This window comes from Okeania sp. SIO1H4, from assembly GCF_010672695.1.
Lineage (GTDB): Bacteria > Cyanobacteriota > Cyanobacteriia > Cyanobacteriales > Microcoleaceae > Okeania > Okeania hirsuta.
Map to the genome: position 1 here is coordinate 31,280 of NZ_JAAHGB010000024.1, position 19,368 is coordinate 50,647.

Here is a 19,368-nt window from a genome sequence, read left to right on the forward strand (position 1 = left end):
CACACCTGTTACACGAATTAAAAAGTGCCAAACTAATTTATCAATTAATTCTTTGGCTTCATTACTAAATATAATTTATTTTACTATTTTCCACAAATTTTCACAGACAATTTTGACACTGATATTTTTGTTTTTCTGAAGTGAATAATCCCATTTTTAACAATATAATTACTACCACAACTAGGGCAGAACTGAATTATAGAGATAGAGATTTTTTATGATTACTTTCAATAGATAATAGGATACTTTTTGCTTAGAATGTTTGGGGTTAATTCCTGATGATTTTATAGCTGATTATATGAAGCGTTTTGCTGCGCGACATGAAAGGCAGATCCTAGAGGCAGCTATATTGCCTAGACAATAAATTTTTAAATTTTTCAGCAGGAGAAAACGTAACTGGAGAGTACAAAGTTCTTCTAAAAAACGGTGTGCTCTCAAGACTGATAAGTATTACTGGAAAAGGCTTACTGAAGAATTAATAATTAAATAATTAAATAATTCAGGTTGAAAGCTTCCCCTTTCAAGGGGAAAAAAATAAATTTTTTCCTTTTAGTTAATCCTCTCCCTAAAAGGGAGAGGTAATTATCCATTATCCATTATCCATGGATGAAAGCACCTATTATTCTGAATCGATAGTTTTTAACCTTGAGTCCCTGAAAGCCTTGGCTAGCAATAGTTATTCCAAGAACTTTCACTGTCTAAAAACGTAATATTTTCAAGATTAATCTCAAAAACTAATAATTTATATTGACTTATCACTACATATACAGGACTATCACTTATCTAGTGTATATACAGCATTAATATCTACATCTCAATCCCAATAAAAAAATTTTCCAGTTTACAAAATTCTACGTTCCTGGTCATCAGTGACTACAACTTCATTTTCGTCAAAGGGTAGATCACCAGTGTTGGTTACTTCATAAGTCCAAGTAACTGTCTCGCCAGCAGCAATTTCTACTGCTTCCTCTATGGTGTCAGCATCTACACCATTAGTGAACTTTTCAATGTCAATACCAGGGTCTTGAGGATCTGGTTCGCCGTTAACGTAGTGACTAGGATCTTCGTCGGTGACATCATCAGCAACAACTGTACCAATATTTTTATAGATGACGTCACCTATGCTGTCAAAATCTAACCCAGAAATAGCACTGCTACCAGCAAGTTCAACTTCCCAAATAATTCAATTGCTATCTGTCTCAAATGAAGGGGTGTCATTCTTGGGAATCTCAATGGGTATTGTAAATTGGCGTTGGTAAATTACAGGATGAAATTTGTAGGGGCAATCCCCCAATGATTAACCGGGGTAGGTTACAGAGCGCTACCCCAAAATATAAATCATCTCATTAATTACCAACGCCGTAAATTCAATTACCTGAGTACCCGCAGGTATTGTTTGATTAATCAAAGGTTGTTCTAGGATGATTTTTTTAGAACTTCTTCTTTTTCTTTTTCTTTGAGTTATATCATGTCCGGATAATTAGTGATAAAAAAACTTTCTGCTTCTCCTCCTCTTTCTTCCCCCGTGACTCACTCCTCCTGTATCTCGCCCATCCGACGGCTTCCCTACCTGACTCCTCCGTCGTTGATTTATAACTGTTCAACCAGACATAATATTACTTTTGCTAATGTAAAATGCTTCCCTATTTTATAGTGTAAAACAGAGAAGCACTTACCGATCGCTTAAAGCAATTTATGCTTCGTCTAAAGCAACAATACCTGGTAATTCCTTACCTTCCAACAATTCCAAACTAGCACCACCACCAGTAGAAATATGACTCATTTTTTCTCCCAAATTCAACTGCTCCACAGCAGCAACAGAGTCACCACCACCAATAATAGTAATAGCATCCTGCTTATCTGCAAGAGTACGCGCGATCGCTTCAGTACCCTTAGCAAATTTCTCCATTTCAAACACACCCATCGGACCGTTCCAAATCACAGTTTTGCAATCACCCAAAGCATCTTGGAAAACCTTTGCAGAGTCAGGACCGATATCCAAACCCATCCAACCATCAGGAATAGCTTCAACACTAACGATTTGAGTATTAGCTTCTGGGTCAAACTTGTCAGCTACAACTACATCAGTAGGTAATAACATTTCCACGCCTTTCTCTTTTGCCTTAGCTTCCAGAGACTTAGCTAACTCTAGCTTATCGTCTTCAACCAAAGACTTACCCACACTTAAACCACGAGCTTTGTAGAAAGTGAAAATCATGCCACCACCCAATAGCAGCTTATCGCACTTATCCAACAAAGCATCAATCACACCAATTTTACTAGAAACCTTAGAACCACCAATAATTGCAGCCAAAGGTTTTTGAGGATTATCAATTGCACCTTGGAGGAATTTTAATTCCTTTTCAATTAAATAACCACCTACAGAAGGACTCAAATATTTAGTCACGCCTTCAGTCGAAGCATGAGCACGGTGAGCAGTTCCGAAAGCATCATTCACATATACATCTGCCACAGAAGCAAGTTGCTTGGCAAACTCTGGGTCATTTTTCTCCTCTCCAGGGTAGAAGCGAACATTCTCCAGCAAAACTACATCACCATCTTGCATCGCTGCCACAGTAGAAGTTACATCCTCACCAATGCAGTCGTCACACTTTTTAACTTCCTTACCCAATACTTCAGAGAGTCTTTCTCCCACAAGAGTAAGACGCATACCATCATTTACTTTTCCCTTCGGACGTCCAAAATGGCTAGTCAAGATAACTTTTGCACCTTTGCCAATTAAATCTTGAATTGTGGGAAGAGCTGCCCGAATCCTAGTATCATCTGTAATACTACCATTATCAACAGGCACATTAAAGTCTGCCCGCATGAGTACCTTTTTGCCAGATAAGTCAGATGCCGATAAATTTGCTACAGTTTTTTTTGTCACAGGATTAATCTCCTAAGTATTTGTTTTATCAATGTCCATTAATTGGGATTGTATGGCCTATAAATGGATAAAATTAGGTTACACCAATTCGTTCACGGTAAACATTTTATCGGAGTCCGTGCCCCAAATATACTTCTATGTTTAAAACAGTTCTATTTCCTGTAGACCGTAGCCGAGAAGCTCGCGAAGCTGCGGAAAAAGTGATTAACATTGTCAAGACATATCAAGCTCGCTTGGTAGTAATTTCAGTGCGAGAAGTAGTTTCAGAAGGCCAGGAAGCTTTCCACCCAGAAATGACTTCTGAGCAAACAGTTACCCAACTTTTAGAGGAGGCTAAGGCTCTATTTGCCGGGCAGGGTATTGAAGCTGAAACGATCCAAAGGGAAGGCCATCCGGCTTTTACTATCTGTGATGTGGCAGATGAGATTAATGCTGACTTAATTGTGATTGGCTGCCGAGGTACTGGTTTGAGTGAGGAAGGAGCTACTGATAGTGTTAGTAACCGGATTATTAATCTGTCTCCTTGTCCAATTTTGGTAGTGCCTTAGATTTTAGATTTTAGAGTGTAGGGGAATTTGGGATTTGGCAAAATAGAAAAGGTGATGATTGGGGATTTTTTTAGAGATTAGCTTCCTGGTATCAGTTTTGTGAACAAAAACTAGCGGGTCTGCTAATAGCTAAAAATTTGACAAATTATTTTCCTCTGTTCCATTCTTTGCCTTTCTTCTTGCCACCCTCACCCCCCAAAAAAACAAAAAACTATCTCAACTTCTAGGCAAATACTCAGCGTAATCAGCAGAATTGCTTTGGCTAAAAATGCGGATTATGTTGGGAAAAATCGGGTTTCTATGAGAAAAATAGGATTAAGAACTGGGAAAAGCAGATTTTTGGATATCTTCATAGCTAGAGCTTTGTTTTTGCTTCACTATTTGTAAACCTTCCTTAAGTGCAGTCAGGCGATCGCCCATCCAGTAATTCTCTGGAATTAAGCCAGCAATTCCCAGCTTTTCTAACCGGCGTTTTACCTTTCCAGTTGCTCCAACCATAATGATATCTCGTCCAGCATCGATCGCCTCTTGAATGGCATTTTCAATCGCTAAAGAAGAAGTTACCCCTAGAATTGGTACTTCACTCAAATCGACAATCAACACATCATAATTACTAATGGCACTATGTTCTCTGGAAATCGCTTTGGCTACTCCAAAAATCATTGGCCCGCTCAAATGAAACAGCAAAACTCGGCCATTTGCCCAATCCAAAATTTGCTTTTCTTCGTCATTCATTACGATTTGATCGTCCGCATCAGTAATCGCTTTTACAGACTGAGATTGCATTTCTTCGAGACGTTCAATGGTTAAAATATTCGCGATAAAAACTCCCACGGCAACCGCTACCATTAAATCCACAAATACCGTGAGGAGTACCACGCTATAAACTATTCCGGCAGCTTTCCAAGAAATGTTGTGAACCCGTTTGAGGAAACCCCAATCAATAATATCAATTCCCACCTTTAAGACAATTCCTGCTAACACAGCTAGGGGAATTCCGGAAGTTAAAGGTGCCGCCCATAACACAACAATCAACAGTGCTAAAGCACGACTAATGCCAGCTAAAGCGGTGCGTCCTCCTGCTTGGATACTAACTACAGTTGCCGTTGTTGCTCCAGAACCAGCAATTCCACCACATAAACCTGTAATTAAGTTAGCCACCCCTTGACTGATTAATTCTTTATTAGATTTATGTTCAGTTCTGGTCAAACTATCTGACACCAAACAAGTTAATAGGCAATCAATAGAACCCACCATACCCAAAACCATGGCATTTACAAACATTAACCGTAAATTTTCAGCGGTAAATGTAGGAATTTGCAGTTGTGGCAAACCGGGGGTAATTTCTCCAATTGTAGCGATCGTCCGAATTTCTATATTTCCAAAGAAAATCAAAGAAATCGCTGTACCAATTACCAAAGCTATTAGTTGGGGAGGGACTAACTTTTTTAGTTTGGCGGGACAAAAGAACAAAATTCCTAGAGTAATTAACCCTAACAACGTTTCCCATGGATTAATATTGGTAATCAAATTAGGGAAAGCCTTAATCACGCCAATTACTCCACCAGAGGGGGTTTGTTGACCGATAAACGGCGCAATTTGCAAAAAAATCAAAATCACGCCAATTCCTGTCATAAAACCGGAAATGACGTTATAAGGAAGCATGGTAATATACTTTCCCAACCGCAGGACTCCAAATAGGATTTGAAAGATACCCGCCATCATCACCACGGTAAAGGCCATTGCCAGACCACTTTCGGGATTTACGGCCATTAATTCGGCGATAACAGCGGTGACAATGACCGTCATCGGTCCAGTTGGTTCAGAGATTAGACTAGGGGTGCCACCAAATAAAGCGGCAAAAAATCCGACTAAGATTGCTCCCCATAACCCTGCAGCAGCACCTGCTCCAGAAGCAATTCCGAAAGCTAGTGCCATTGGTAAGGCCACCACTGCAGCAGTTAACCCGCCAAAAATATCTCCTTTTAGGTTTCGGAAATGAATCGTATTGGTAATTTGCATGAAAGATTTCCCTGAATCACCGAAAAACTGGGTTTGAAGCCTCCCCCTAGAAGCTATGCTTTACCCACATCTGTTAAATTCCTTACAGGATAGGGGAGAGAGGGGAGAGGGGGAAGAGGGGGAAGAGAAGACTTTCCTGCCATTTCTCATATCTAGGACATAGGTGGCTAAAAGTGAATAAGGCAATTTCGGCATTTGCCAACTCTGACTAGCTACTTAAACCATCTCCCCACACGGACCACACGGACCACACGGACCACCCTGCAATGCTTCTAAGACTTATGGGTAAAGCATAGCCCTAGAAGGGGGACTTTTGATTTGATTTAATACCCACAAATATCCTATAGTATTGTGAGTTAAAAACGATAATTATGAAAGCTAGGTACAAATATCGAATTTATCCAACACCGGGACAAAAATACCAATTAGCAAAGCTATTTGGTTGTGTCCGCACAGTCTGGAACGATAGTCTAGCTTGTTGTCAGGAAAAGTATGCTTTAGGCCAGAAAAAACCAAGTAACTCTGAATTACAAAAACTCTTTATTACTCAAGCTAAAAAAACTAAAAATAGGGAGTGGTTGTCGGAAGTTTCAGTAGTCCCATTGCAACAATCATTAAATGATTTAAATCAGGCTTACCAAAACTTTTTTAATTCAACTAAAAGTAAGAGAAAAGGTAAAGCAATTAAACCTCCCAGGTTCAAAAAGCGAAGGTCAAGACAAACTGCTAGGTTTAGCTTAAGAGGATTTCAAGTAAATGAAGACAAAGTATATTTAGCAAAAATCGGCTTATTAAAAGTAGTATGGTCAAGACCAATACCTGGAGAACCATCATCAGTAACAGTAATCAAAGATTGTAGGGGCGATTCGCGAATCGCCCCTACTGGATACTTCTTGAGTTTTGTAGTAGAAATTCAAGCACAAAAACTACCAGAATCTAGCAAATCAGTAGGCATAGATTTAGGAATTTCTACTTTTGCCACATTCAGCAATGGTCAAAAAGTAGAAGCACCAAAACCATTAAAAAAACGAATTAAAAAATATAGAAAATTAAGTAAATCATTATCAAAAAAAAGTAATGGTTCTAAACGATATGAAAAAGCCAGACTTAGGATAGCTAAATTTTCCTACGGAATGCTACGCAAACATGCCAGATTAAAAGACACTAGAACCGATTTTCTACATAAATTATCTACCGAAATAATTCGTGAAAACCAAACAATTATTCTGGAAGATTTAAACGTTTCAGGTATGATTAAGAACCGGAAATTGTCCAGAGCTATCAGTGATTTAGGCTGGAGACAATTTCGTACCTTATTAGAAGGAAAAGCAGAAAAATATGGTCGTGAGCTAAGAGTAATTAGTCGTTGGGAAGCTACTACCCAAATCTGTTCATGTTGCCATTTTCGAGGGGGAAAATTAGACCTGAAAGTGCGAGAATGGGAGTGCCTTAACTGTGGTACAAAGCACGACCGGGATGAAAACGCAGCAATAAATATATTAGTCGCCGGAGGACATTCGGAGACAAAAAACGGACGTGGAGGGAAGCGTCAGACTACCGCCAAGGAAGCAGCAACCTGTGTTAGCGACAGCTATGCGAAGCAAAGCGTCAACCCACCAAAGAGCTACGGCTCAGTAGGAATCTTCGCACCTTTAGGCCGGAGAGGATGTCAAAATATAAGATGCTACATCTGAATACTTTACCATAAAACAGCTTTATTTTTAGTGCCTCTTTTAGAGGAGCATTCCTATTGGAATGCTGCGCAAACGCTTGACTTCCGCAAAGCGGTTGAATTTATTCAATGACTATACAATGGTATCCGGGCCATATTGCGAAGGCCGAACGAAATCTTAAGGAACAACTGAAACGGGTTGATGTGGTTCTAGAAGTTCGAGATGCTCGTATCCCACTGACTACTAATCATCCCCAGGTGTCTGAGTGGGTGGGGAATAAGGCGCGGGTATTGGTTTTGAACCGCATGGATATGATTTCTTCGGATGTAATGAAGATGTGGCAGGAATGGTTTGAAGCTGAGGGACAAATACCTTATTTTACTAATGCTAAGTTGGGTGATGGGGTGAAGGGTGTGGCCAAGGCGGCGCGCGAAGCTGGTCGTGCTGTTAATCAAAGAAGGCGCGATCGCGGGATGTTACCTCGACCTGTCCGTGCTGTGGTTATTGGTTTTCCTAATGTGGGAAAGTCTGCTTTGATTAATAGGTTGTTGAAGAGGAAGGTTGTTGAGAGTGCTAGACGTGCTGGTGTGACTAAGCAATTAAGATGGGTACGGATATCTGATGAGATTGAATTGTTAGATGCTCCTGGGGTAATTCCTAGTAGGATTAAAAATGAAGAGGATGCGATTAAGTTGGCTATTTGTGAGGATATTGGCGATGCTGCTTATGATAATCAGCGAGTTGTTGCTAGTTTGATTGATTTGTTGATGTCTCTAGAGGTTGATAGTAATGGTTTTGTTTCTGCTTCTTGTTTAGAATATCGTTATGAGTTAAAAGCGAGTAATTATACAGGTGAAAGTTATTTACATGAGGTTGCAAATCAACTTTTTCAAGGAGATGTTGAGCGTACTGCTAGACGAATTTTGGATGATTTTCGTAAGGGTTTATTAGGGCAAATACCTTTGGAGTTACCTTTGAATAGGGAGTAGGGGAGAAGTGGAGTAGGGGAGCAGAGAAAAAGAGTATAGATTGTTGGCTAAACTACTTCAGTTATTGAAAATAATCTATTTTTTAATGCACTTTTTCTCTTCAAAAAGCCTCTCAAAGAGATACACATAACTTATCTATTTTGTCGGTTTTTTGTTAAGAATAGCTATTAAAACAAGACTTACGCCAAGGTACTATATATAGAGTTAAAAAAACTCTAACGTTAGAGTTTTTCACTCTATATATGTGGTCTGGTGCGTAAGTCCTATAAAATAGAAATTAGGGAATAGGGAATGGGCACTATTACTTGTCACTTAGTCACTTATTTTTTACTATAACTTTATTAAGTTTATTTAATAAATAAGCGATCGCTCAAAAATTTTATCTAGGATATTAATAATTTAAAAAAGTTTTTACTATCAAAAAAATGTCAAATATATTTGGAAATATTGGTCCAGCCGGAGCTAAGAATCTCTCTCTTGATTTTCAGGAACTTGTTGAGAAATATCAATTAAAAATTCCAGGATTAATTCATATTGGCGCTCATTATGGTCAGGAGTACGAAATTTATCAAAAATTAAATATAGTTAACTTGGTTTTTTTTGAACCTCTGACTGAAAATTTTGAAATTCTTAAAAGCCACGTTGGAGAAAATGTTAGGTTATTTCAGAAGGCTTTAGGGAATGAAAATAAAACAGTTAAAATGTATGTAGAAAGTGCGAATAATGCAATGTCATCTTCTGTTTTACAGCCTAAAAAACATTTGGAACAATATCCTGAGATTATTTTTGATAGAGAAGAATTTGTGGAGATGGTAAGACTAGATGATATTTTAGAGGATAAAGAAAACTATAATTTCTTGATTATTGATGTACAAGGATATGAGTTAGAAGTTTTGAAAGGTAGTCGAAAAACTCTGAAAAATATTGATTATATTCTGACTGAAGTTAACCGAGATGAATTATATGAAAATTGTGCCAGGGTTGAGGAGTTAGATGAATTTCTAGGAAGGTTTGATTTTCAAAGACTTGAAAGAAATTGGGAAGGAGAAACTTGGGGAGATGCTTTTTATCTAAAGAGGTAGTTTTTTGTTTAATTACTGTTAGGTTGGTAAGAATAAGAAAAGGTGGTAGTTCCAAGGGTAAATTCTTCCTGTAAATCTCAAAGCTCGGGACAGCGGAACGGAGTTCTATCGCTACTAGATTCACCATTTGTTAGATTTTTTTAGTTGAATAAATAATCATGCGTATGTACGAGCAACCACCATTAAATACAAAGTATCACAATTTTTTTGAGGATGCAAGGGAAAATACTCCTGCGCCACCGATTTTTTAGTAGTGCTTCACAGAATGATGTTTTCCTTTACTTTATAAACTCTTGTAGGGATAGTAAAAGTAGAATTATTGTATTTGAACGACTTATCGGAAAATTTGCTCAATGCAAATAGGATAGGAATATCATCTCCGGAACCAAGATAAATTGTAATGGAGAAAAAATTAATACAGACAAATAAATTATGAACAATTCAATTATCACATTAGTAGATGACTTACCCACTGGTGGGATTACAGTTTCAGCATTACGCGCTCTAGATTTCATCGTACCTGGAGAATGGAACAATTTAGTAGGTTTTAAAAATACAGTTCGGGAAGTTACTGGCAAAGATAAACCTCAAAAAATTCAGAAAATTAGCGAACGCGCTCTATGGATATATAATGACAAATCTCAAGGATATCAAGACGCTATCTGGGTTTACCAAACTTTAGATAAAGCTGATGCTGCTATGGGTGCGGCAGCAATGGCCAACAAAATTGGTGAAAAAATCTCTTTCCTCAGTTTCCTGAATAAATTAACCCCATCAGCAGATAAAACTCAGGCAGTTGATTTAGCGATTAAGGTGGTGGCTGAGTTGGTTGCTTTCTGCAAATTAAATGGAATGCCAACTAGAGAAAGTTTAGGAGATTTTTCCGCAGCTTTGGTAGAAGAATATAGTGGCCCTTCTTTGATGCGAATGGTTGCTTTGGTGTGTTTTGATGGGTTGATTCCTTTAGGACCTGATTTTGTCGATCGCGTGGGAGATATTATTGGAGGAATGAGTTCTGCTGGTCTCCAACAAAATCCTTTGTTTCAGAAGGTAAATAATTTGATTCCTGGTGATAGTACCCAGGGTAAACTTGATTTTATTGGTAATAGTTTTGATTCGGTTAGGGGTTGGATGAGTAATTTAGTGTCGTCGCGAGGATTAGACCCTCAAATGATTATCGATCATTTACAAAGTTTTGTTGAAATTGCTGATGATAAGTTGGATTATTTGGCCGCTTTTCTCGATTTGACTACTAATTATTTTGAACATACTGGTACTCAAACTGTAGCTCGTCGTTTGATTTTGCAAGCGGCAGAGGAAGTTTAATCGCTTAATTTGCTGATAATCAAAAAATTTTCTGTAGGTTGGGTTGAGGCAACGTTAGCGGAGCTTATCTGAAAGATAAACCCAACACTACTAATATTGTTACTTTGCAGGTTAAAACAATTCTTCTTTATTCCTGATTTTTTTGGGTTGCCCTGTCGCTTAACCCAATCTACAATATCTTTTGTTGAATAAAAAATCATGCGTAGGTACGAACAACTCCTAATAATTACATACTACTATGATTTTTTTGCCGATGCAAGGGGAAATATCCTACCGATTTTTTTTGGTGCTTCATAGAATGAGTGATTGGTTTGTTATGGTAGCGATCGCGCTGTGAGTTTATTTATAATATGCTTGCTTCTAAAATGCTTTTTTCGCGTTGAATAAAAAATCATGCGTAGGTACGAACAACTCCCAATAATTACATACTACCATGATTTTTTTGCCGATGCAAGGGGAAATATCCTACCGATTTTTTTTGGTGCTTCACACAATGAGTGACTGGTTTGTGATGGTAGCGATCGCTCTGTGAGTTTATTTATCAAAGTCTCTATGGGAGAAATCTTTTGGTGCTTCACACAATGATTTTTTGTCTTCTGATGCTATTGTTGGCGATCGCTTTTGAGCCTCTATATATATGCTTGGTTTATAAAATGCTGTTTTTTAGTTGAATAAAAAGTCATGTATAGGTAAGAACGAACCCCAATAGTTACATACTACCATGATTTTTTTGGGGATGCAAGGGGAATTTCCTGCCGATTTTTTTTGGTGCTTCACACAATGAGTGACTGGTTTGTGATGGTAGCGATCGCGCTGTGAGTTTATTTATATATTTATAAAAGTCTCTATGGGAGAAATCTTTTGGTGCTTCACACAATGATTTTTTGTCTTCTGATGTTATTGTTGGCGATCGCTTTTGAGCCTCTATATATATGCTTAGTTTATAAAATGCTGTTTTTTAGTTGAACAAAAAGTCATGCTTAGGTACAAGCGAACCCCAATAATTACATACTACCATGATTTTTTTGGGGATGCAAGGGGAATATCCTGCCGTTTTTTTTGGTGCTTCACAGAATGCAGACTCAGATTAATCATCCCTACATCTGTAGCAAAATCCTTGTCTTGCCACGACTTCTCCCACTCTGAAAAAAAATTTCTCCCATGGAGCGAGCAGGAGAAGAGAAAAAAGAAAAAGCACACACAGATTTGGCCACGGATATACGGATGGATGCAGGAAAGAGGGAAAAGGTGAAAACAGGAAAAGAAGAAAGGGGAAGAATCCTAGGAACGAAAGGGAGAAACTACCGACACAGACCAGACAACCCGAAAACCCCTATAGAAGATGAAGCTGTCGCCATAGTTGCTGCCACGCCTACCACTCCGGCAATACCTAGAATCACTGCTCCAGCTACCGCCACGGAGAAGTCTGTAATTACTATCACCTCCATTTTCCCAAGCACTACCATCTGTAGGCGCACCTTCATAATTATCATGCCAAACATCCTGACACCATTCCCAGACATTGCCATGCATATCGTATAAACCAAAAGCATTGGGTGGAAAAATTCCCACATCTGTTGTTTTTTTACGATATTTTCCTTTTGGTGCATCAGCGTAAGTATAATTGCCATTAAAGTTAACTAACTCAGACGTTATAGTTTCGCCAAAATAAAATGGTGTGGTTGTTCCTGCACGGACGCCATATTCCCACTGACTCTCACTGGGTAAACTATATTTTTTACCTGTCCAGTGTGAAAGTTTCTGACAAAATTCTGTCGCGTCGTACCAAGTTAAGCTTTCTACAGGACGCCTTGCACCTTTAAACCAAGAAGGATTATTTCCCATAACTGCTTGCCATTGTCCTTGAGTTACTGGATACTTTCCCATGAAAAATTCTGGCACATCCACATAATGTTGGGGATCTTCATTCTCAAATCTTTTTGCTTCTGTCTCTGGAGACCCCATGAGAAATGTGCCTGCGGGAATTTTTACCATTTCTAGGGTAACTCCATTACCGAGGTTTTCTATGATTACTTCTACTTGATGTTGACGGCGACTAATTATTTGTCCTCTGCTGTTGACTGTAAGGGTGGTAAATTTCTGAATGGAAGTTTTGGGTTGTGGTGCTGGTTTTGGTTCAGGAGTAGGAATAATTTCTGGAGATGGTTGATTCCACCAATCTTTACTTAACATTGCTGCTGCAAACCCACTTCCTGCTAAACCTCCTAATATCAATATTTTTCTTCTGGTTTTATTAGGTTGGGTTTGGGGTGGGGATGGAACTGTTGTTGCTTGTTTTGGTGCTAGTGTGGGTGTGAGTAGGTTTACTTTTGCTGTTGATGTTTGTGTCGGTGTAGGTGGGTTTACTTTTACCGTCGTTTTTGCTAGTACAAGTTCACTCAATGCTTCTAATACTTCTGTGGCGTTTTCATAACGCTGTGGAAAATATTCCTGCACCATCCTATCTAATATATTTGCTAGATAGTTACTTACTTTTGCTTGGTTTCGCCAGATAACATTTCCTGTCTTTGGGTCTGTGGGTAAATTTTGGGGGTCTTTGCCTGTCAGTGCTTTTATTCCTACCATTCCTACTGCATATATATCGCTACTCAGTTTTGGTCTGCCGTTACTTTGTTCGCTTGGCATATAACCAGGTGTTCCTACTGCCACAGTTAAAATAGTTGTTCCTGGTTGATTGGTAGTCAATACAGTTATTTCTTTGACTGCTCCAAAGTCTATCAATACTATTTTTTTATCTGACCTGCGACGCATCAAGTTTTGTGGTTTGATGTCTCGGTGAATTATATTGTTTTGATGAGCTTTTTCTAATGCTTCTAATATTCCTTTGAGTAATGTAATAGTGTAAGACTCGCTTAATTTTTTCCCTGATGTTAGTTCTTTGCTTATATCTTGCCCTTCTATATATTCTTGTACTAGGTAAAATTCTGTTGCTTCTTGGAAATGGGCAAATAGTTTTGGTATTTGGTCTGAGTCTTTGCCTAGTTTGTATAAGGTTTCTGCTTCTGTTTCAAATAATCTTTGGGCAATGGTTAATGTTCCTGGGTCTGAACTTTTGGGTTTGAGGTGTTTGACTACGCATTTAGGTTTGCCTGGTAAATCTAAATCTTCAGCTAAGTAGGTATCTCCGAATCCTCCACGTCCGAGGGACTGAATAATTTTGTAGCGTTGTCTCAGGATTTTTCCAGACTGCATGACTTTTTCACTTATCAGTTCAGTTATTCAGATATTCAGACTTCTTCGTATACTATCTAGCCTTGTTTCAAAAAAAATTTTTTTCAACCTGTGTAATTTAATTTTGCTGTTAAGTTAGGGAAATATGGTTTTTTTGGCCGAATTTATTTGAGTATATATGAGCGCACCTTTTCCATTATATTTATAATATCATGTCAAGTTTTTTTGTCAACCCCCTTTTTTCAGTTATCAGTTATCAAATTTCTTTGTACACTGCCTAGCTTTGTTTCAAAATTTTTCCAAATCGCTTCTTTTAAAAATCCTGTTTCTTGTGTATAAGTTATTTTCTGATTGCCCTAAAAATACCCTAAAGTAACAGATTTAAACTATACTCATCCACTTTTTTCTTCTTCCTTCTTCAATTTTTATAGCACTACGCAAATAGGGCGCGGAAATTTATAAATGCTCAAACTAAGTCAGGGATTACTTCTAACTTGTGACTTCTAACTTCTAACTTCTGACTTGCGCGTAGCGCCATACTTCTTACTATAAAGTAGAGGTAATAGAATATTTTTTTATTAGGGGATAACAAAGTTGCTTTCACAAAATCCGATTGTTACATTTACGATTCTTTTATTAGTAATTTTAACTCTTCCACCTCTATTTGAACGTCTCAGACTACCTGGATTAGTGGGTTTATTAGTAGCAGGAATTTTTTTAGGTGGAGATGGATTAAATTTACTCGACCCCGAAACAGAAACGATGAAATTATTATCAGACATTGGTAAGGTTTATCTGATGTTTGTCGCGGGATTAGAAATTGATTTAATAGAGTTTAAAAAACATCAAGACCGCTCTCTTTGTTTTGGCATTGCCACATTTTTATTCCCACTTATTACTGGTACATTAATTGCCAAAATATTTGGTTTGGGTTGGAATGGTGCAATTTTAACAGGTTCTTTGCTTGCTTCTCATACTCTCTTAGGTTATCCCATTGTGCAGCAGTTGGGTGTAGTGGGAAATCAAGCGATTACTGTTACTATTGGGGCGACTATTTTTACTGATATTGCTGCTTTATTAGTTTTGGCAATTTGTGTGTCGATTAATGCTGGTAATTTCTCTGTGATTAGTTTGGCAATTCAATTGGGAAGTTTGGCTATTTATGCGGGAGTAATTCTCTGGGGTTTTCAATGGGTAGGTAAACAATTTTTCCGGCGAACTACTAATCAAGAAAGTAATCAATTTTTATTTGTTTTGTTGGTTGTGTTTATTGCTGCTTTGGGTGCAACATTGATTAATGTCGATCAAATTGTTGGTGCTTTTTTGGCAGGTTTAGCGATTAATGATGTGGTTGGTAAAAGTCCGGTTAAGGAAAAAATAGAGTTTGTTGGCAGTGTTTTATTTATTCCTTGTTTTTTTGTTGATATGGGATTATTGCTGGATATGTCGGCTTTTTTCAATACTTTTTTAACTAGCTTTGAATTAACTTTATCTATTATTTTTGGTTTGCTTGGAAGTAAATTTTTGGCTGCATTTTTAGCAAAAAAGATTTATAAATATAATTGGTATGAAACTATGAGTATGTGGTCTCTATCAATCCCACAAGTTGCTGCTACTTTAGCTGCTGCATTGGTGGGTTTGCAAGTAGGAATATTGCCAGAGGTAATATTTAATAGTGTAATTTTTTTGATGTTGGTAACATCTATTTTTGGTCCGATTCTTACTGCTAAATTTGCGAGTAAAATTTCTTTGCCTGAGGTTGATTTTACATCGGATAATTCTTTGATTTGGTGGGAAACTCATCAGCAAGTTTCAGATAGTTTTACAGAGAGGGTTGATGGAATTATTAACCATAAGTTTGTTGTATTAGTGCCAGTATATTTTTCTCCAGAACAAACAAAATATTTAATTGAAATGGCAGCAATGTTGGCAAAACATGAGGGAGGTTTAATAATTCCTTTATCCATAGTTAAAGGTTACGTCAATATGGATTCTCCTCAGTTAAATTTGGCTTTACAACAGAGCAGTAAAAGGTTAAGTTCTGCTTTGGAAATTAGTCAAATTTTTGAAGTTGAAGCTGCTCCAGAAATCCGAATTTATGATGATTTTGCTAAAGGTGTTAGTCGCACAGCACGGGAAAAAAATTCTAGTCTAATTGTCATGGGTTGGCACAAAACTACTGGTATTAAAGCTCGTTTATTTGGAAATATAATAGACCGAATATTTTGGTCTGCTCATTGCCCGGTAGCTGTGGTACGTTTGTTGGAAAAGCCGATTAATATTCATCGGATTTTAGTACCTGTTAAAAAGATTACTCCCCAGGCATTAAGAACTGTACGTTTTGCTCAACTTTTTGCTGATACTAATCAAGCTTCTGTAACTCTACTTCATGTATGCGATCGCCAGACTTCTAAAGAACAACTTACTAAGTTTCATGCTCAGCTTTCTCAACTTATTTCTCAAGGAAAAACCAAGGTAAAATCAAGAATAAAAATTATTCGTTATGATGATGTTGCCCCTGTAATTAGTAAGGCAGCAAAATCATATCAATTAGTAGTATTACGCTCTATGCGGCGACGTACTGCAGCAGGATTATCTGTTAGTGATGTGACTACTAAAGTTTTGTCAGAAATTACTTGTTCAGTTGTTATATTTGGAGAACCTTATTCTTAATTTTAGGGAATAGTAAACAATTCATAATTAATAATTAATTATTAATTATTAATTATTAGGGCTTGCGCTCATAATGTTAGTTGTATTTATTGCTAGTGTAGAAGCACAAATAATTCATGTTGATATTATTGTGGGAGCTTTCTTAGCTGGTATTGCTGTGAATGAAGTTGTAGGACATGGCCCAGTCAAAGAAAAAGTGGAATTTATTGGCAGTACATTGTTTATTCCTTTTTTCTTTGTAGATATGGGATTAATCTTGGATGTTCCGGCTTTTGTTTCAACTATAACTAATGAATTTGTATTGTTAAAATGGCACGGTATTTTGATTTAGTTATTTTGCGTTCTATGCGTCGCCGTACTGCTGGTGGTTTGGCTGTTAGTGATGTGACTAATGAGGTTTTGAAAGAGTTAAATTGTTCTTTGGTATTGTTTGGCGAACCTCATTCTTAAGTTAAGGAAGAGGGAAGAGGGAAGAGGGAAGAGGGAAGAAGGAAGAGGGAAGAAGGAAAAATTTTGCGTTGTCTGAGTTTTATAGCACTACGCAAATATGACGCGGACATTCCTCTATTCCCTGTTCCCCTATATATCTACAAAAATTATTAGAACTACAAATTAAATAACCTCCGGAAAACTGCATCAGTAATATGTACTTTTATTTTAAGGACGAAAATTAAGTATTTAAGCTTTTCAAGATTTTCTAACTATGGGGACATTAAAAAAATTAATACTGACTCAAATTTAAGGAATAAAGGAAGAATAGTAATGCAGAAATTTAGTAATAATACTCCCAAAATGTTTTCTAAACCTCAAGTTGGTGTAGTCGATGAAAAGATTACTTTTGATGAACCTGGAAGAGTTAAATTCAAAGCTACATATTGGCCTGCTATGCTTTTTAGAGGTTACAGCATGACTCTTGAACCTGGTGAAGAAGTTGCAGTTATCGGTCGTCAGGGAATTACATTATTAGTACGCCCTTTTTAGGAGTGGGGGGGGTGTGGGGAGTGAGGGAGTGGGTAGGGACATTGCATGCAAGGTCTCTACTAAGAGGGAACTCACTCCTACTGCTCCTGAGAGGAGAAGTAAACATCAGAATAATTTAATGCGCTCCTAGGGTGCTAATTGTCAAAAATACAATTTGGCTGATGTTCCTTTGACAAAAAGAGAATTTTTGACCTAAAAACTGGTATTAAAGCCATTCATTCTGATTCCTGACTCCTAAAAAATCACCTATTTATTTGTAGCAAATATTTATCAGACTTGTTATTAAACTTGTCGTTGTACAGCCAATAAAGTAATATCATCAAACTGTGTGGCACTACCAGTATGATTTAAAACACTAGTAGATATTTCTTTGAGTAAACCTTCCGCCGAAGCTGCTTTTTTCTCCACAAGTAACCGCAATTTTTCATTGGTAAAAAATTCACCTTTACCATTACGAGCTTCTGGTACTCCGTCTGTGTAACCCAACAAAATTTCACCAACTTCTAAGTGAGTTTGTTCAATTTTAAATTTCATATCGGGCAACATTCCAACTGCTGGACCTGTAGAATTTAACTCCTCCTTGATTTCTCCTGTAGCACTAATAATAAATAGTGGTTCATGACCACCATTAATATAAGTAATTTTACCATTATTTATGTCTAAAACCCCAAAGAAAAGTGTGGCAAACATTCCCACTTCGCCATGATTTTTCGCAATATAATTATTAGTCAAACATACAGCTTTCAAAGCATGATAGCAATCTTCAGTAGCTAGACCTCTATCTAAATACAATTTATCTTTTTCACCTCCTAAATCCTCATTCATTTCTTCAAAATAATTTTGACCAGAAAAAACCCTAATTAAGCTACGAAATAAACTCATAAATAATGCTGCTCCTACTCCTTTATCACAAACATCAGCAATTACTAATCCTACGGTATGATTAGAAAGTTCAAATACATCATAAAAATCACCAGCAACTTGTCTAGCTGGTTGAAAGAAACTCGCAATTTCCCAACCATTTTGTTGCGAAATTTGAGCAGGCAGAAAATTTTTCTGCATCTGATGACCTTGCTCTAATTCATAATTGAGAGCTTGAGAATAAGTTTTTACTTTTTCTAGACTTTCCTGTAAAGCTGCTTCAGCTTTTTTCCGCTCACTAATTGCTTGAGAAATTTTGATAAACATTAATTCAAAGGCATTAATTACTTCTCCTAATTCATCTTGTCTTTGGAGATAAGTTGAGCTAAATGCAGGTGGTTCTTGATCGTTATATATTGCTTCCCCTGCTTGATTCAAATCGCTTCTTAATAGTAGAATAGGGTTAATTACAATTGGTTCTAAACATAGCCAAACTGTAATTGTCAAAAACAGAGATATGATAATAACTAAACCAATAATTCGAGAAATATAAGCTAGTAATTCTGGTCTGAGATTAGAACAATCATGGCGAATAATAATACTATAGTCTGTTTGCATATCTTTTCCAGACCAAATTAAGTCATCATAACGATAAACGTTACTACTGGTGGAAAAGAAGAGTTTTTTGGAATTATTTACTTCAGAAAGTGACAATTCTGGAAACTCACCAAATGTACCTACTTTTTGTTTGTTAGTATCATAAACAGCACCTCCTAAAATGGTAGGATGATGTTGCATAAGTTCTGATAAATGATTGACAAGTTCTGTATTTGAAGCGTCAGGATAGGTAATCAAAATCCAAGCAACTTTTCCAGAAGACATTTGCTTAATTTGAGATAGAAGTTCTTTTTCTCTTCTCTTGAGAGAAGGGATTAAAAGAATAGCTTCAATGACAATAATGCTAGTAAAAACACATAACACTACACGACGAGACAATTTTGATTTTAGTCGGTCATTAATTGACTGAGCTAACTTTTGAATACTAGATAGTTTGCTATTCTGTTGATTTTTTTTCATCTCAATTTCGGTTTGATAACTTGAATTATTTGATAACATATATTCTGCCCTTTA

At 37.2% G+C, this 19,368-nt stretch carries 13 protein-coding genes; 9 read left to right on the forward strand and 4 right to left on the reverse strand.

The window, feature by feature from the left end; all coding sequences use genetic code 11:
* Positions 1–1,693 precede the first annotated feature (1,693 nt).
* Entirely contained in the window at positions 1,694–2,890 is a 1,197-nt protein-coding gene (locus F6K06_RS17345; protein ID WP_124147331.1) for a phosphoglycerate kinase, read from the reverse strand.
* 137 nt (positions 2,891–3,027) lie between these two features.
* Here F6K06_RS17345 and F6K06_RS17350 point away from each other — a divergent pair, with 137 nt between their 5' ends.
* The gene (locus tag F6K06_RS17350; protein WP_124147330.1) at positions 3,028–3,438 is read left to right on the forward strand and encodes a universal stress protein; all 411 of its coding nucleotides are present in this window, start codon (positions 3,028–3,030) and stop codon (positions 3,436–3,438) included.
* A gap of 315 nt (positions 3,439–3,753) precedes the next feature.
* Here the strand turns inward: F6K06_RS17350 and F6K06_RS17355 are convergent, their stop codons facing one another.
* On the reverse strand, positions 3,754–5,460 hold the full coding sequence (locus tag F6K06_RS17355) for a SulP family inorganic anion transporter (protein WP_124147329.1): 1,707 nt from the start codon (positions 5,458–5,460) through the stop codon (positions 3,754–3,756).
* 371 nt (positions 5,461–5,831) lie between these two features.
* Here F6K06_RS17355 and F6K06_RS17360 point away from each other — a divergent pair, with 371 nt between their 5' ends.
* The 4 genes from F6K06_RS17360 to F6K06_RS17375 all read left to right on the forward strand — a co-directional run bounded on the left by F6K06_RS17360 (position 5,832) and on the right by F6K06_RS17375 (position 10,530).
* Positions 5,832–7,154: an RNA-guided endonuclease TnpB family protein gene (locus F6K06_RS17360; protein ID WP_287239038.1), complete on the forward strand. Its 1,323-nt coding sequence runs from the start codon at positions 5,832–5,834 to the stop codon at positions 7,152–7,154.
* A gap of 107 nt (positions 7,155–7,261) precedes the next feature.
* Complete coding sequence (gene ylqF, locus F6K06_RS17365; protein WP_287239041.1) at positions 7,262–8,122, forward strand: ribosome biogenesis GTPase YlqF; 861 nt, start codon at positions 7,262–7,264, stop codon at positions 8,120–8,122.
* A gap of 425 nt (positions 8,123–8,547) precedes the next feature.
* A complete protein-coding gene (locus F6K06_RS17370; RefSeq protein ID WP_124147327.1) occupies positions 8,548–9,204 on the forward strand; it encodes an FkbM family methyltransferase in 657 nt (218 codons plus the stop codon).
* Positions 9,205–9,636: 432 nt separating this feature from the next.
* Positions 9,637–10,530, forward strand: a complete 894-nt coding sequence (locus F6K06_RS17375; RefSeq protein WP_124147326.1) for a hypothetical protein — start codon at positions 9,637–9,639, stop codon at positions 10,528–10,530.
* A gap of 1,281 nt (positions 10,531–11,811) precedes the next feature.
* Here F6K06_RS17375 and F6K06_RS17380 read toward each other — a convergent pair.
* A complete protein-coding gene (locus F6K06_RS17380) occupies positions 11,812–13,743 on the reverse strand; it encodes a bifunctional serine/threonine-protein kinase/formylglycine-generating enzyme family protein (RefSeq protein WP_287239043.1) in 1,932 nt (643 codons plus the stop codon).
* 573 nt (positions 13,744–14,316) lie between these two features.
* On the opposite strand from F6K06_RS17380, the gene F6K06_RS17385 reads away from it, so the two are divergent.
* From F6K06_RS17385 to F6K06_RS17400, 4 genes are all read left to right on the forward strand, one after another.
* Entirely contained in the window at positions 14,317–16,395 is a 2,079-nt protein-coding gene (locus F6K06_RS17385; RefSeq protein ID WP_287239046.1) for a cation:proton antiporter, read from the forward strand.
* A gap of 70 nt (positions 16,396–16,465) precedes the next feature.
* On the forward strand, positions 16,466–16,726 hold the full coding sequence (locus tag F6K06_RS17390; RefSeq protein ID WP_375340275.1) for a cation:proton antiporter: 261 nt from the start codon (positions 16,466–16,468) through the stop codon (positions 16,724–16,726).
* Positions 16,705–16,845, forward strand: a complete 141-nt coding sequence (locus F6K06_RS17395; protein ID WP_287239048.1) for a hypothetical protein — start codon at positions 16,705–16,707, stop codon at positions 16,843–16,845. Before F6K06_RS17390 ends, F6K06_RS17395 begins: the two co-directional genes overlap by 22 nt.
* Before the next feature lie 312 nt (positions 16,846–17,157).
* Positions 17,158–17,376, forward strand: a complete 219-nt coding sequence (locus F6K06_RS17400) for an NfeD family protein (RefSeq protein ID WP_240039111.1) — start codon at positions 17,158–17,160, stop codon at positions 17,374–17,376.
* Between the two features lie 282 nt (positions 17,377–17,658).
* Here the strand turns inward: F6K06_RS17400 and F6K06_RS17405 are convergent, their stop codons facing one another.
* Positions 17,659–19,353 carry a PP2C family protein-serine/threonine phosphatase gene (locus F6K06_RS17405; protein WP_287239051.1) on the reverse strand — a complete coding sequence of 565 codons (1,695 nt, stop codon included), beginning with the start codon at positions 19,351–19,353 and terminating at the stop codon, positions 17,659–17,661.
* Between the last annotated feature and the right edge of the window lie 15 nt (positions 19,354–19,368).